At 43.5% G+C, this 13,225-nt stretch carries 12 protein-coding genes; 7 read left to right on the top strand and 5 right to left on the bottom strand.

Annotation, left to right across the window (positions count from 1 at the left end):
• The first annotated feature begins 116 nt into the window (after positions 1–116).
• From CF596_RS04900 to rsfS, 5 genes are all read left to right on the top strand, one after another.
• Entirely contained in the window at positions 117–2,933 is a 2,817-nt protein-coding gene (locus CF596_RS04900; protein ID WP_004974930.1) for an ATP-binding protein, read from the top strand.
• Positions 2,934–3,129: 196 nt separating this feature from the next.
• Positions 3,130–3,915 carry a crotonase/enoyl-CoA hydratase family protein gene (locus tag CF596_RS04895; RefSeq protein ID WP_096901404.1) on the top strand — a complete coding sequence of 262 codons (786 nt, stop codon included), beginning with the start codon at positions 3,130–3,132 and terminating at the stop codon, positions 3,913–3,915.
• 90 nt (positions 3,916–4,005) lie between these two features.
• Positions 4,006–4,872: an NAD(P)-dependent oxidoreductase gene (locus tag CF596_RS04890; protein WP_096901403.1), complete on the top strand. Its 867-nt coding sequence runs from the start codon at positions 4,006–4,008 to the stop codon at positions 4,870–4,872.
• Between the two features lie 45 nt (positions 4,873–4,917).
• Entirely contained in the window at positions 4,918–5,712 is a 795-nt protein-coding gene (locus tag CF596_RS04885; protein WP_096901402.1) for a TIM barrel protein, read from the top strand.
• 75 nt (positions 5,713–5,787) lie between these two features.
• Positions 5,788–6,189 (top strand): ribosome silencing factor, encoded by a 402-nt coding sequence (gene rsfS, locus CF596_RS04880; protein WP_004974926.1) that lies wholly within the window; start codon positions 5,788–5,790, stop codon positions 6,187–6,189.
• A gap of 281 nt (positions 6,190–6,470) precedes the next feature.
• On the opposite strand, the gene CF596_RS04875 is transcribed toward rsfS, so the two are convergent.
• From CF596_RS04875 to CF596_RS04865, 3 genes are read right to left on the bottom strand one after another with little or no spacing between them, the layout of a single operon-like run.
• Positions 6,471–7,916 carry an NAD(P)(+) transhydrogenase (Re/Si-specific) subunit beta gene (locus CF596_RS04875; protein WP_004974925.1) on the bottom strand — a complete coding sequence of 482 codons (1,446 nt, stop codon included), beginning with the start codon at positions 7,914–7,916 and terminating at the stop codon, positions 6,471–6,473.
• 3 nt (positions 7,917–7,919) lie between these two features.
• The gene (locus CF596_RS04870) at positions 7,920–8,243 is read right to left on the bottom strand and encodes a proton-translocating transhydrogenase family protein (RefSeq protein WP_004974924.1); all 324 of its coding nucleotides are present in this window, start codon (positions 8,241–8,243) and stop codon (positions 7,920–7,922) included.
• Between the two features lie 11 nt (positions 8,244–8,254).
• Positions 8,255–9,382 (bottom strand): Re/Si-specific NAD(P)(+) transhydrogenase subunit alpha, encoded by a 1,128-nt coding sequence (locus CF596_RS04865; protein WP_004974923.1) that lies wholly within the window; start codon positions 9,380–9,382, stop codon positions 8,255–8,257.
• 882 nt (positions 9,383–10,264) lie between these two features.
• Here CF596_RS04865 and CF596_RS04855 point away from each other — a divergent pair.
• Complete coding sequence (locus CF596_RS04855; protein ID WP_096901401.1) at positions 10,265–11,188, top strand: DMT family transporter; 924 nt, start codon at positions 10,265–10,267, stop codon at positions 11,186–11,188.
• 94 nt (positions 11,189–11,282) lie between these two features.
• Entirely contained in the window at positions 11,283–12,473 is a 1,191-nt protein-coding gene (locus tag CF596_RS04850; RefSeq protein WP_096901400.1) for an MFS transporter, read from the top strand.
• Positions 12,474–12,501: 28 nt separating this feature from the next.
• On the opposite strand, the gene CF596_RS14875 is transcribed toward CF596_RS04850, so the two are convergent.
• Both CF596_RS14875 and CF596_RS14870 read right to left on the bottom strand, forming a co-directional pair.
• Complete coding sequence (locus CF596_RS14875) at positions 12,502–12,798, bottom strand: hypothetical protein (RefSeq protein WP_242439128.1); 297 nt, start codon at positions 12,796–12,798, stop codon at positions 12,502–12,504.
• A 12-nt stretch (positions 12,799–12,810) separates the two neighbouring features.
• Positions 12,811–13,146, bottom strand: a complete 336-nt coding sequence (locus CF596_RS14870; RefSeq protein WP_242439127.1) for a hypothetical protein — start codon at positions 13,144–13,146, stop codon at positions 12,811–12,813.
• Positions 13,147–13,225 lie beyond the last annotated feature (79 nt).

Here is a 13,225-nt window from a genome sequence, read left to right as displayed (position 1 = left end):
ATCAAACGACACTTCATGTCGTGTCGCTTATATCTCTGACCTGAAGGACTGAGTTTTACGCTCCATTTGATAAAGCATGCTAAACTGCCAAACATAGGGATTAAACTGCGTTAACCATGTCAAATATCAATAAAAAGTTATTTAAGCGCTTACATTTAAATCATGCTTATGGACAGCTGATTGCACTTATTTTTGTGCCAATTATGGTTTTGGCATGCGTCGGCACGATGCTAGTTTTATCTGAAACCTCGAATGCCGCAAAAGCACAGCAGCGACAAATGGCAATTGCGATTTTGACCCGTTTTGAGTTGCCATCTGAAGCAGCTTTGCATCAACTGGCTAGCTTTCCGTGGAAGTACGAAGAAGCACGTACTTTTATGCAAAACATGATGAACGAAAAGCACTTGATTCGTACTGCACTGATTGATGCTTCTGGTACACGCCGTTTAAGCATGGGCTTTCAAGACCAAGCCGAATGGCCCAAATTCCCTAAAAATGCCGATTTTTTTGGCCCAATTCTGTATAAAAATAATCATGTGTATGGCATGCAAATTCAGCAAGACATCAACCGTCCTGCATGGTTGCTGATTGAACTGGACAATCAGCCATTACAAATTGCCCGTTATCGGGTCATGATTGTATTAATTGCCACAGGCTTGCTGACCCTGTTGTTGTTATTGCTGTGTCTGAATTTCTATTCACGACGCTGGATTGCACCCATGTATGAAATTCGCATGCAGCTACAACGCCTGAATGCCGATACGCTCGATCAACACATGGTCATTAACAGTACTGGCGAATTACGCTTACTGCAGCGGGATATTGCCAATGTGGTAAAACGCCTGCATTTCAGCTTTTTAGAACTCAAAGAACATACCGAACAAACCGAAGATGACTTGCGCCGCACCCTCGATACTTTGGAAGTGCAAAACATCACTTATCGTCAGGCACGTGACCAAGCGATTTCTGCCAACCAGTCTAAATCGGTATTTTTAGCCAACATCAGTCACGAACTCAGAACACCACTGAACAGTATTGATGGCTTTATTCACCTGTTATTGCGTCAGGAAAATCTTAGCAATGAACAGAATTTATATTTACAGACCATTCGTAAATCATCGGCGCATCTTTTAGCACTCATTAATGACGTATTGGATTTTTCTAAAATTGATGCAGGCAAACTGGAACTGGATACCGCACCCTTTGATTTAGAAGAAGCCATTTTTGATGTGATGGATATGCTCTCGCCTTTGGCTGCGCAAAAACACATCAACATGGCCTTTTATTTTGCCGATAACGTGCCGCAATATGTGCTGGGCGATGCTTTACGTTTCAAGCAAATTTTAACCAATTTAATTTCCAATGCGATTAAATTCACCCCCGATGGTGAAATTATTGTACGGGCGCGGGTAGAACATGACGATATTGGACAATGCTTAATTCACTTTAGCGTCCAAGACAGTGGCATTGGCTTAAGCGGTACAGACCGTAAAAAATTGTTTGAGTCTTTCTCTCAAGGTGATACTTCGGTCACGCGTCAATTTGGTGGTACAGGTTTAGGTTTGGCCATTTCCAAACAGTTGGTGCATTTGATGCAAGGTCAAATTGGCTTTGAAGACAATCAGGAACGCGCCCCAACCGAAAAAGGCTCGACCTTCTGGTTTACTGCCATGTTTGCAGTAGATGAAGCGCATGCACAGCAGCATCCAAACTTTAAAGAAATTCAGGTGGTGTCGTATTTGGCGCACCCTGCCACAGCGAATGTCTTGCGTCATTATCTTGAAAACTATGCGGTGCGACATATTGAAGCCGCTTCAATTTTAGATTTATTTAGCCGCTTAAAAGATGTATCCGACCTGCAAGACAACACTTGGTTAATTGTCGATCATAGCGGCGACACCGAAGCTTTATTAAAAGAAATCCGTACCCGTTATCAAGGTAACTTGGCGGTGTATGGCTATCAAATGGCGCTAGACCCAAGTCTGTTAAATGAATATCGTGCGCGGGCTTTGTATCAACCACTCAGTCGTTCCGCCTTAATTGACTTACTTAACAATGAAAACAGTTTTGATGAACAGGATTCTGCATCATTTGATGGTAAAGGCCTGCACATTTTAGCGGTGGATGACCATCTACCAAACCTGATTGTACTCGAAGCCTTGTTAGGCGAACTGAATGTGACCACCACCAAAGCGCAAAGCGGTCAGGAAGCGTTGGGAATTTTGCAGCAACGTATCGAACAGGGACAACAACCATTTGACCTGATCTTTATGGATATTCAAATGCCTGTGATGTCGGGGGTAGATACCACTCGTGCGATTCGTTCTTTAGAATCAACTTTGGAAAATCACAAACGCTTGCCTATTATTGCTCTCACCGCGCATGCACTTGCCGATGAAAAGCAAAAATTACTCAAAGTCGGTATGGATGACTATGTCACCAAACCGATTCAGATTGAACAAATCATCCAAATTTTAACCCATTGGACCACGCAAAGTTTTAATAAGCCACCTGCAGTCGATAAAGCCATTGTGATTGAAGCGCTAGATCCACAGGTGTTGGATTGGCAACAAAGCCTAATGCTGGCAGCCAACAAAGAAGACCTTGCAGTGGATTTACTGAAAATGCTAGTGGATAGCTTTGCCACAGAATTACATGAAATTGAACAGCTGATTGAACTGGAAGATTTCCCACAACTCGAGCATGTGTTGCATCGTCTGTATGGTGCGACCCGCTATGTTGGCACACCGAACCTGCAAGAAGTAACAGGCTCATTTGAACAGTTTGTTTCGACCTTACGTAAAGAACGTCGTAAAGCCGATGATCTGTTTGTGCAAGAGGTCTTAAACCGTTATCAGGAATTACAAACCTGTATACAGCAAGTTGAACATGCGGCAGAACACATTTTTACCAAACACAATGCGGTGAGTTAGCCAACATCAAAGTGACATTCACCGCGAACGCCTCAACGAGAAGATACAGTTTGTAAGCACGACTCACCCAGCACTATTCACAAAAAAAAGTCACGTAATCAAAGGCAAGGTCGCAAGGCTTTGCCGTGACTCTGCTGTCATTTATCGCACTGCTGCCCATGTTATGCTTTGCCCAGTAAAAACAAGAGCTCACATCATGACCTTACTTCGTATCGAAAAAAATAATGGCATCGCCACAGTTTCCCTGAACCGCCCAGACAAACGCAATGCCATGAGTTTTGCCCTACTTAAAGAATTGGTGCGGACTGCCGAAAAACTTAAAAAAGACCGCAGCTTACGTTGTGTAATTTTAACAGGCGAAGCAAAGGTATTTAGTGCAGGCATTGACTTGGCCGACCTCAACAATCCACAAAACCGTGCATTTGCGGCTTGGGAATTAATTAAGCCAGGGCAAAGCCTGTTTCAAAAAGCATTTCTCGTTTGGCAACAATTGCCTGTACCTGTAATTGCTGCAATTGAAGGGTATTGTTTTGGCGCAGGGATGCAATTGGCTTTGGCTGCAGATATTCGTATCGCGCATCCTGACACACAAATGTCGATTATGGAAAGCCGTTGGGGCTTAGTGCCTGATATGGGGTTGAGCCGTTCTTTAAAAGGTTTAATCGGTCTAGATCTTGCCAAAGAACTGACCTTAACTGCACGTATTTTTGATGCCAACTATGCCAAAGAAATTGGTTTAGTCACGCATTTAGATGCAACACCTTTACAAAAGGCACAAGCCCTTGCTGAAGAAATTGTACAACGCTCCCCAGATGCATTGGCTGCAGCTAAACAAGTGCTGGATGCTATGGAGCATGCACCAAATAAATCTTTACGTTTAGAAAAAATTTGGCAATTAAAATTATTGCTAGGTAAAAATAGCCAACTGGCACGTAAAAAGGACAAGAACCCTGAAGTGACCTTTGCACCGCGTCAGTTTTAATGCAGTTCAGACATAACAGACTTTGACCAAAGGCTAAATTGACATTTCAAGCCAGACTTGTACTGTAGGCAAAAATGGAGAATCAACGCTATGCATTTTGATCGTGACACAAAAATCGCTTTTTTAGGTATGGGACTTATGGGGACGCGCATGGCAACCCGCTTAGTTCAGGCAGGTTTTGAGGTCGCGGTGTGGAATCGTAGCCCTGAGGCTTGCGAATCTGTGCTCAGTCTGGGGGCAAAACCGCTGCAATTGAGCGAGATCGGACAATATCCAGTGATCTTGAGTTGCCTTGCCGATGATAATGCCGTCCAAGCTGTATTAGATCAAATTGAGCCTTTTTTGACTGCTCAACAAGTCATTGTCGATTTTTCCAGTTTGTCTGTAGATCAAACCCAAAAGCTAGCGCAGCAAGCCAACCTCAAACAGGTCACATGGATTGACTCACCTGTATCGGGAGGCACTGCGGGAGCCGAACAAGGTAGTTTGGTGATTTTTGCAGGGGGTGATGCAAACACCATCGAAAAATTAAGCCCGATTTATGATGTGCTGTCACAACGTGTGACCCGTATGGGCGAAACAGGCACAGGACAAGCCACTAAAATCTGCAACCAACTGATTGTTGCTGCCAACAGCACCCTAATTGCCGAAGCTGTTGCCTTAGCAGGACAGGCAGGCGTAGACACCCGTTTACTTGCACCTGCTTTGGCGGGTGGTTTTGCCGACTCGAAACCGTTTCAGATTTTAACTCCACGTATGGCAACTCACAGTTTTGAGCCTGTGCAATGGAAAGTCCAAACCCTGTCTAAAGATTTAAACAATGCCTTACAACTGGCAGCGCAATTTCAGTTACAGATTCCTGTGGCAGAAAAAGCCCTTTCACAACTGCAAGCCCATCAAGCCAAGGGTTTTGCAGAAGCAGATTTAGCCACCATTATTCATCAGGTCGAAGCTTAATCGGCTTGATTCCTGATCCAACCTTTGCCTGCAAGGAGCACCTGCATGTCTAAACTGGCGGTTAATCTGTCGATGATTTTTACCGAAGTGCCTTTAATTGAACGCTTTGCCCTTGCACGCGAACATGGTTTTCAGCATGTTGAAATTCAATTTCCCTATGAGCTGAGTATTGAGCAGATTCAAACCCAACTCACACTCCACCAACTCAGCCTGTGTTTAATCAATGTCCCTGCGGGTGACCTCATGCAAGGCGGCAATGGTTTGGCGGGCGTACCCGGAAAAGAGATTGAATTTCATCATGCCTTAGAGTTAGCCATCCGCTATGCCACGGCATTAAATGTCCCTAGCGTCAATATTTTGGCAGGCAAACAACCTGTCGATGCCGATTTACTGCCTTGCTTAAACACACTGGCAGAAAACCTAAAACTGGCCTGCTCGATGCTCACTCAACATCATATTCAGCCTGTCTTTGAAATGATTAATGGCACCGACATGCCACGCTTTTTAGTACAAAATATTGCGCAAGCTCAAGAGATGCTAGAAGCAGTCAAACATCCTGCTCTTAAAATGCAATACGACTGTTATCACATGGCGATGATGGGTGAAGATGTGCTGAGCGCATTGCAAGAAAACATTCAGGATATTGGTCATATCCAGTTTGCCGACAATCCAGGACGCCATGAACCCGATTCAGGCGAGCTAGACTATACTACTATTTTCAAATGGTTACAGCACAGTGCTTATTCAGGCTATATCGCTGCAGAATACCGCCCAAGTCTGGCGTCAAATCAATCATTTGCATGGAAAGACAAATACTTTCCCTCAAATCAAAGTGGTTAAAATTAAACCGATTTGAAATTTCAGGCTAAAACAGCTATATTAGACGATGAATAATTTTAGGAAATTATACACCCCATGAATTTAGAACCATCGCCCGGCGCTTCTAATTCTCACGATCTTGCAATGAATACCCAAAAGCATGACGTACAAACTTGTCTTAAAGTTGTACATGAAGCTCTCCTTGATGTAAAAGCCAAAGAAATTGTTGAACTTGATGTCAGCAGCATCAGCAATGTTTCAGATGCCATTGTGATTGCTAGCGGTACATCAACTCGCCACGTAAAATCTCTTGCCGACAATGTTGCCGAAGAAGCGCGCAAAGCAGGCTTCCGCCCAATTGGTATTGAAGGTGAACGTGATGCAGAATGGATCTTGGTCGATCTTGGTATGGTAGTGGTTCACATAATGCTACCAACAGCACGTAAATTCTACGACCTAGAAAGCTTATGGCGCACTACGCCTGAGTCTGTTGCTTAATACAACAGCTCACTTGAGCAGCCTTAAAGATACACAATAAGCGACTTTCAAATAAGTCGCTTTTTTAATGCAGATCTTTTGAAGCTCATATCCCTAATCATTTTTATATCGCATTAATCTACCCACCAAATATTGGTTTATATCATCCCCTACCCAATACATTGCTTCAAACCAATCCTATAAAACTCGCCCAAACTCAATCTGCCTGATCTCAATTAACCACTTTACATCAGCCATAAAAAAAACCGCCCGAAGGCGGTTTCATATCTGGAAACAGTGTCTTAGTGACCTGTACCGTTGATTGATTTAGTCATATCTTCCACAACTTTCTTGGCATCACCAAAGATCATCATGGTCTTGTCGTTATAGAACAAGTCGTTGTCTAGACCCGCATAACCTGTTGCCATTGAGCGCTTGATGACCATAATGGTACGTGCTTTATGCGCTTCAAGAATTGGCATGCCGTAAATTGGCGAGTTTGGATCGTCTTTTGCCGCAGGGTTAACTACGTCATTTGCACCAATCACCAACACCACATCTGTTGCAGGGAAATCTGAGTTGATTTCGTCCATTTCTAAGATGTCTTCATACGGTACGTCTGCTTCTGCAAGTAATACGTTCATGTGACCCGGCATACGACCTGCCACTGGGTGAATCGCAAAACGAACAGTTACACCTTGCTCTTTTAACAAGTTGGCCAATTCTTTGACCGCATTCTGTGCACGACCTTGCGCCATACCATAGCCCGGTACAATTACTACGCTGTCTGCATTTGACATCAAGAAGCCAGCATCATCAGCAGAACCTGAACGGTAGTTACGTTGCACTTGCGCACCCGCTGCTGCCGTTGGTGCTGCTGCACCGCCCATCGCACCACCAAACAATACGTTGATGATTGAACGGTTCATGGCTTTACACATGATGTAAGACAGAATCGCACCTGAAGAACCGACCAATGAGCCTGCAACAATCAGCATGTTGTTTTCAAGTGTGAAACCAATACCTGCTGCCGCCCAACCTGAGAACGAGTTCAACAATGACACCACAACTGGCATGTCACCACCACCCACTGGTGCAATCCATACCCAACCGAATGCCAATGCTAAACCTGTCATTGCCCAGAATGAAGTCATGTTGCCGCTCAGGAAGAAGTGAATCCCAAAACCGAGCATAGCAAGGAAAATTAACGCCTGAACAGGTTTTACCCATGCACCCGAAATAGTTTTTGCCCATTTCTTCGCCGCCAATTTACCGTATGCAAAAACAGATGCAGTAAAGGTAATCGCCCCCACGAAACAGCCCACAAACAATTCAAATAAATGAACTTTGCTCATTTCATGGAAAGTAATGCCATTTGCAGCCAACAAGTCTGGACCAAGTTCGATTAACTTGTTGTTATGAATAATCGCAGCAATCGCAATTAAAACTGCAGCCAAACCGACTAAAGAGTGCATTAACGCTACAGTTTCAGGCATTTGAGTCATTGGCACCGTACGTGCGCGGGCAATACCCACCACCGCACCTGCTGCCATAGCTGCCAGAATCATCCACACAACTGGATTGTCTGCCACAAAGAATGTAGTCAAGACTGCAATCGCCATTGCGATCATGCCGTAACGGTTGCCCGCAATCGCAGTTTTAGGCCCAGACAAACCACGTAAAGTTAAGATAAAGAGCACAGCCCCGATTAAATAGAACCAGTCTGCATATTCACGAATAAATTCCATGCATTAGCCCTCTTTTTTCTTTGCTTTTGGTTTGAACATTTCCAGCATACGTGCAGTCACTGCAAAACCACCGAAAATATTGATGCTTGCCAAGAACACAGCAATCGCACCCAGTACACTCACCACATTAATGGTTTGGAAATCGACACTGCCTTCTACACCCATGATTGGTAGACCAACAGTTTGAATCATCGCACCGACAATAATGATTGAAGAAAGTGCATTGGTTACTGCCATTAATGGCGTATGTAACGCAGGTGTTACCCCCCACACCACGTAGTAACCTACGAAGATGGCAAGGACAAAAATCGTAATTGTTTCAACCATGAGAATTCTCCTTAACCACGCTTTAACAGCACTTGACCGTTATGAGTGACCAGCAACGCTTTCTGAATTTCTTCTTCAGGATTCAATGCGAAGTTCTTGTCGTTATCAAATAATGTTTCAACAAAATTCAACACATTACGCGCATATAGTGCAGATGCTTCTGTCGATACAGTCGATGGAATGTTTGGAATACCCAAAATTTTCACACCATTGGCAGTCACTACAGTTTCACCGCATTGTGAACCTTCGACGTTACCGCCCGTTTCGACTGCCATATCTAAAATCACAGAACCCGGCTTCATTTTTGCCACAGTTTCCGCTTTGATTAAACGCGGTGCATCACGACCCGGCAATAACGCAGTGGTAATCACGATATCCGCATTAGAAACGGCTTTATCGACAATCACTGCTTGGTCTTTAATGTATTGTTCACCAGGCATCCAGCCATAACCATTTTTGGCAGCATCGGCAGCTTTTTGTTGTTCTTCTTCAGACATTGGTACGTCTAACCACTTACCACCCAAAGATTCCACCTGATCTTTTGCCGTTGGACGCAAGTCAGTTGCTTCGACTACAGCACCTAAACGCTTCGCTGTTGCAATGGCTTGCAAACCAGCAACACCCACACCCATGATCACAACACGCGCAGGTTTTACAGTACCCGCTGCCGTCATTAACATTGGGAACATGCGTTGATATTCTGCTGCAGCCAACAACACAGATTTATAACCTGCCAAGTTGGCTTGTGATGACAACACGTCCATATTTTGCGCACGCGACAAGGTACGTGGCAAAAGCTCTAAAGCAAATGCAGACACCTGAGCCGCAGCAAATTGGTCTAATTCAGTATTGCGGTAAGGATCAAACATCGCCACCACAGTGCTGTTCGGTGCAAGTTTTTGAATTTCTTCACCCTTTGGGGCACGAACTTTCAAAATCATTTGGCTACCGCGATAAGCATCATCTGTCATGGTCGCGCCTACTTGTTCATAAGCGCTGTCGATATAAGCGGCTTTTACGCCTGCACCACGTTCAATGACTACGCTATGACCCGCGCTAATCAACTTCTTTACTGTTTCTGGCGTCGCAGCGACACGATTTTCACCGACAACAGTTTCGGTTGGAATTCCGATCTGCATGAGCGTTCCTCAAGCTAGTTTTTCTTAAGTCAACATCGTGGATAACGATGCTTTCCCCTCAGGATAAGTTTTGTTGAATTTTTGGATTCTAATGCAACATTTTTAAATTACCACCCAATATTTATTTAATAAATACCCATATTTTGAACTGATGATTCATAAAAATATTGTTGCGAGATATAATTGATAAGTTTTGCTTATTGAATATAAGTCTAATTATTCAGCAAAACTTCGATTTGAAGTGTCTAAAAGAAAAAAAGCGATGCTTTGAGCTTGCAGTTGACCACATTTAAATGAATTAAGCATTGATCATTCTGACACGCATTTCACTTAATTGGGAAAATCCGACTTAGCGCTAAAAGATTGCATATCTATACATTTAAGCGCTAAAAGCAAAAACTTAAACACCAAATTGACTTTTTTGACAATTTTTACACCGCACAACATGGTTCAATTTAGAAGTGTTTTGCGCATCTGAAAACCTTAGAAAAACCTACCTTTGCCTTATGAGTAAAACCGAATATTTGAAACAGTAAAACTTTTAAAAGAAGCTTGAATTTATTCAACTCAGGTCTAAGTTAAGTGCTGCTATTTTTTTCATTTTTTTTGTGCGTCATTTTGTCTGATGATGGATTTTCTCTGTTTTGCAATATTTTCAACTAATTTGCACCATTATCGTGCAAATCCCATTTACTCTACTTTTCACAAAATTTATGCCATCTCAAGCAGACCATCTGCATAAAATCGGCTATGCTTGCTCAAATACAGCACACACAGCTTGATCCATGCAGTCGCATCTGCCTTTATCTATCATGCAACTTGCATTTGTGTGCGCGGCATGTGTCACTTCTCTTGCATCCACCTTGCTCGACAGCATTTTTCATGATCAGACTTAACGCCACACAATGGGGCTCCATCTTTGCCTTATTTGCAGCCTTTTTGTTTAGTACCAAAGCCATTTTTATTAAACAGGCTTATGCACTTTCACCGTTGGTCGATGCAACCGTACTCATGGCTTTGCGCATGGCAAGTGCCCTGCCTTTCTTCTTGCTGATTTGTTGGCTCAATCGCCATCACAGTCGCAACATCTCTACACGCAATTGGCTGCTAATAATATTTGCAGGTCTGATGGGCTATTATTTTTCTAGCTGGCTGGATTTTTTAGGGCTGATGTTCATTAGCGCTTCATTAGAACGCATTATTCTGTTTTTATATCCAACGCTCACCGTTCTGGCTTCGAGCGTAATGTATCGGCAGAAACTGAGCTGGCTGAGTCTGTTTGCAATTGCTCTGAGTTATGGCGGAACAGTGATTGTGATGTTACAGGAACAGAGCAATACCCCACATGACACGTATTTTTGGTTAGGCAGTAGTTTGGTGTTCGCCAGTGCAGTGTGTTTTGCAGGCTATTTATTGCTGACCAAAAGCCTGATTCAGCATTTTGGTTCATGGAATTTTACAGGTCTGGCTTTAAGTACTGCCTGCATCGGTACGCTTACGCATTACAGTTTGGTCACACCGAATCCACTGGGACTGGTGCAACAACTGCCTGTAGAAGTGCTGGGCTATGGCATAGCTTTAGGGATATTTGTCACAGTCTTGCCCACCTTACTCATGGCGCACAGTATCGCCCGTTTAGGTGCGGCACAATCGGCCATGATTGCTTCAATTGGCCCCATCTTGACGATTCTATTGGCCACAGCATTTTTAGGTGAACATCTAAATGGCATACAATGGTTCGGCTGCATGCTCAATATTGTAGGCGTGATGATGATCACCTTGTCCAAAAACAAGTTCTCTCATTAAGTTAAAGGCGACATCCTGCCACTAATGAAGTTGAATATTGGATTCAATCTTTGAGCTACTGCAACCCCGTTTTACCATTGACCTTAGGATAATTATGAACACTGCACCCGACATCAGCCAAGATAAAACCCTGCTCTGGTTGATGGCGATCGCCTGTGGTCTATGCGCGGGGGCGAATTATTATTGCCAACCGCTGATTTACTCGATTCATCAATCTTTCCAAATTCCGCAATCCCAAGTGGCATTGACAGTGACTTTTGCACAAGTGTCTTATGCTCTGGGTTTATTATTCATTGTGCCCATGGGCGATATTGTCAATAAAACCAAATTCATTCCCTTATTGATGTTTTTGGCCTCGATTGGCTTATTTTTATGTGCCTTTTCCAGCAATTTAAGCATGCTATGGATTGGCACGATTATCACAGGGCTGTTTTCAGTTGCAGCACAAGTCTTAATTCCCTTTGCCACCATGACCGTAAAACCTGAAAAAATGGGTGAAGTGGTCGGTTTATTGATGAGTGGTTTATTGGTCGGTATTTTACTTTCGACCAGTTTGGCAGGTTTGCTGTCCAACTTATTCCATTGGAAAGTGATTTACCTGATTAGCGGTGTGCTGATGCTTTGCATTGCCGCGGTACTCAAAGCACGCTTACCCTTTATCTCAACCAGCAAACTCAGCTATTTGGCCGTGTTTCAGTCTATGGGTAAACTCATTTTAGAAGAACGTCGTTTGGTCTATCGTGCCTTGCTCGGTGCGTTTGCTTTTGCAGCGATGAGCGTGTTGTTTTCCACCATTGCAGTATTACTCAAATCCAGTTTTGGCTTAGCTGACTTTATGGTGGGCATTGTGGCAATGGTGGGTGTATTCGGTGCTCTTTCGACCAAACACGTGGGGAAAATTGCAGATCGTGGCTATGTTACAGCGCTGACGTGGGGTGGTTTGGCGCTATTGGCAATCAGTTGGGTCTTTCTATACAACGGACAATTTAGCTTATGGAGCTATATTCTTGGTTTTGGCTTAATTAACCTTGGGCTTGCCACCGTACACAGCAGCAACCAAAATGTAATTTTTCGCTTACGCCCCGATGCCAAATCGCGGATTAACTCAATTTATATGACCAGTTATTTTACTGGCGGTGCTTGTGGTTCTGCCTTGGGAATCTATGCATGGCAACACGGTGGATGGTTATGGAGTTGCCTAGTTGGTTTGTGTTTTGTTACCGCCGCAATGAGCTTTGCCCTACTCGACTGGCAGCATCAACGTCAACACACCGCCATGCCTTAAACGCTGCGATTACAATCAAGCAAGTCGCTTAAGACATTTGCATCACAGGGTAAAATGGCTGACTCAATTCCACATTTTCTAAATTTTCCAATAAGATTTGGATAAAACACGGCATCAACGCACACAGTAAAGTATTGGCATGGCTGAGTTGTTTGCGGTTGATTGCACTGTTATAAGTTGCACCACCTTGTAAAAGTTGCTGCTGTAACGTCAATAAGCGCTTAAACAAACATGCCAAAATTGTAGCTGAATCATGGATGTGCAATGCCTGCATAATCTGCTGTTTCTCTGCTTCATAATCTGCACGCCATTCAGCTTCAGTCATTTTTTGATTACGCTAATCCCAAAAACTTTGATACAAATAAGGGTTGGTCAGCAACACCTCTAAACTTTGTGGATATTTTTCCCAAATAATTCTCGCCATGCGCTGATCGACATCTTTTTGATACATACGCTGCACAAATTGCTGCAAGGTCTGTTGTGTATGCTCTGCCGTTTGACCTTGCGCATACAAGGCACTCAACGCCACCCATGCTGTCATAAATTGCATATCGACATCATCATGAAACTCAATGGCTTTTTTCCACCAACTTAAACTGCGCTGCATGCGTAAATTAAATGCCGTTGAAAATTCATTTTTCTTAGTTCGATAAATTTCTTCTAATACCAACATTTTATTTTCCCTCTTATGCTGCGTTATCCTATCTTTTCAACATACTAAAAAACGGCTACGCATACAAATACTGAGCAGT

Source organism: Acinetobacter sp. YT-02, from assembly GCF_002412355.1.
Lineage (GTDB): Bacteria > Pseudomonadota > Gammaproteobacteria > Pseudomonadales > Moraxellaceae > Acinetobacter > Acinetobacter towneri.
The sequence above is the reverse complement of the archived record's forward strand: the minus strand, read 5'-3'. Positions and strand labels throughout refer to the sequence as shown.

Coding starts and splice junctions, on each gene's coding strand:
- CF596_RS04900 (WP_004974930.1), top strand. CDS start 117: ATGTCAAATATCAATAAAAAGTTATTTAAGCGCTTACATTTAAATCAT.
- CF596_RS04895 (WP_096901404.1), top strand. CDS start 3,130: ATGACCTTACTTCGTATCGAAAAAAATAATGGCATCGCCACAGTTTCC.
- CF596_RS04890 (WP_096901403.1), top strand. CDS start 4,006: ATGCATTTTGATCGTGACACAAAAATCGCTTTTTTAGGTATGGGACTT.
- CF596_RS04885 (WP_096901402.1), top strand. CDS start 4,918: ATGTCTAAACTGGCGGTTAATCTGTCGATGATTTTTACCGAAGTGCCT.
- rsfS (WP_004974926.1), top strand. CDS start 5,788: ATGAATTTAGAACCATCGCCCGGCGCTTCTAATTCTCACGATCTTGCA.
- CF596_RS04875 (WP_004974925.1), bottom strand. CDS start 7,916: ATGGAATTTATTCGTGAATATGCAGACTGGTTCTATTTAATCGGGGCT.
- CF596_RS04870 (WP_004974924.1), bottom strand. CDS start 8,243: ATGGTTGAAACAATTACGATTTTTGTCCTTGCCATCTTCGTAGGTTAC.
- CF596_RS04865 (WP_004974923.1), bottom strand. CDS start 9,382: ATGCAGATCGGAATTCCAACCGAAACTGTTGTCGGTGAAAATCGTGTC.
- CF596_RS04855 (WP_096901401.1), top strand. CDS start 10,265: ATGATCAGACTTAACGCCACACAATGGGGCTCCATCTTTGCCTTATTT.
- CF596_RS04850 (WP_096901400.1), top strand. CDS start 11,283: ATGAACACTGCACCCGACATCAGCCAAGATAAAACCCTGCTCTGGTTG.
- CF596_RS14875 (WP_242439128.1), bottom strand. CDS start 12,798: ATGACTGAAGCTGAATGGCGTGCAGATTATGAAGCAGAGAAACAGCAG.
- CF596_RS14870 (WP_242439127.1), bottom strand. CDS start 13,146: ATGTTGGTATTAGAAGAAATTTATCGAACTAAGAAAAATGAATTTTCA.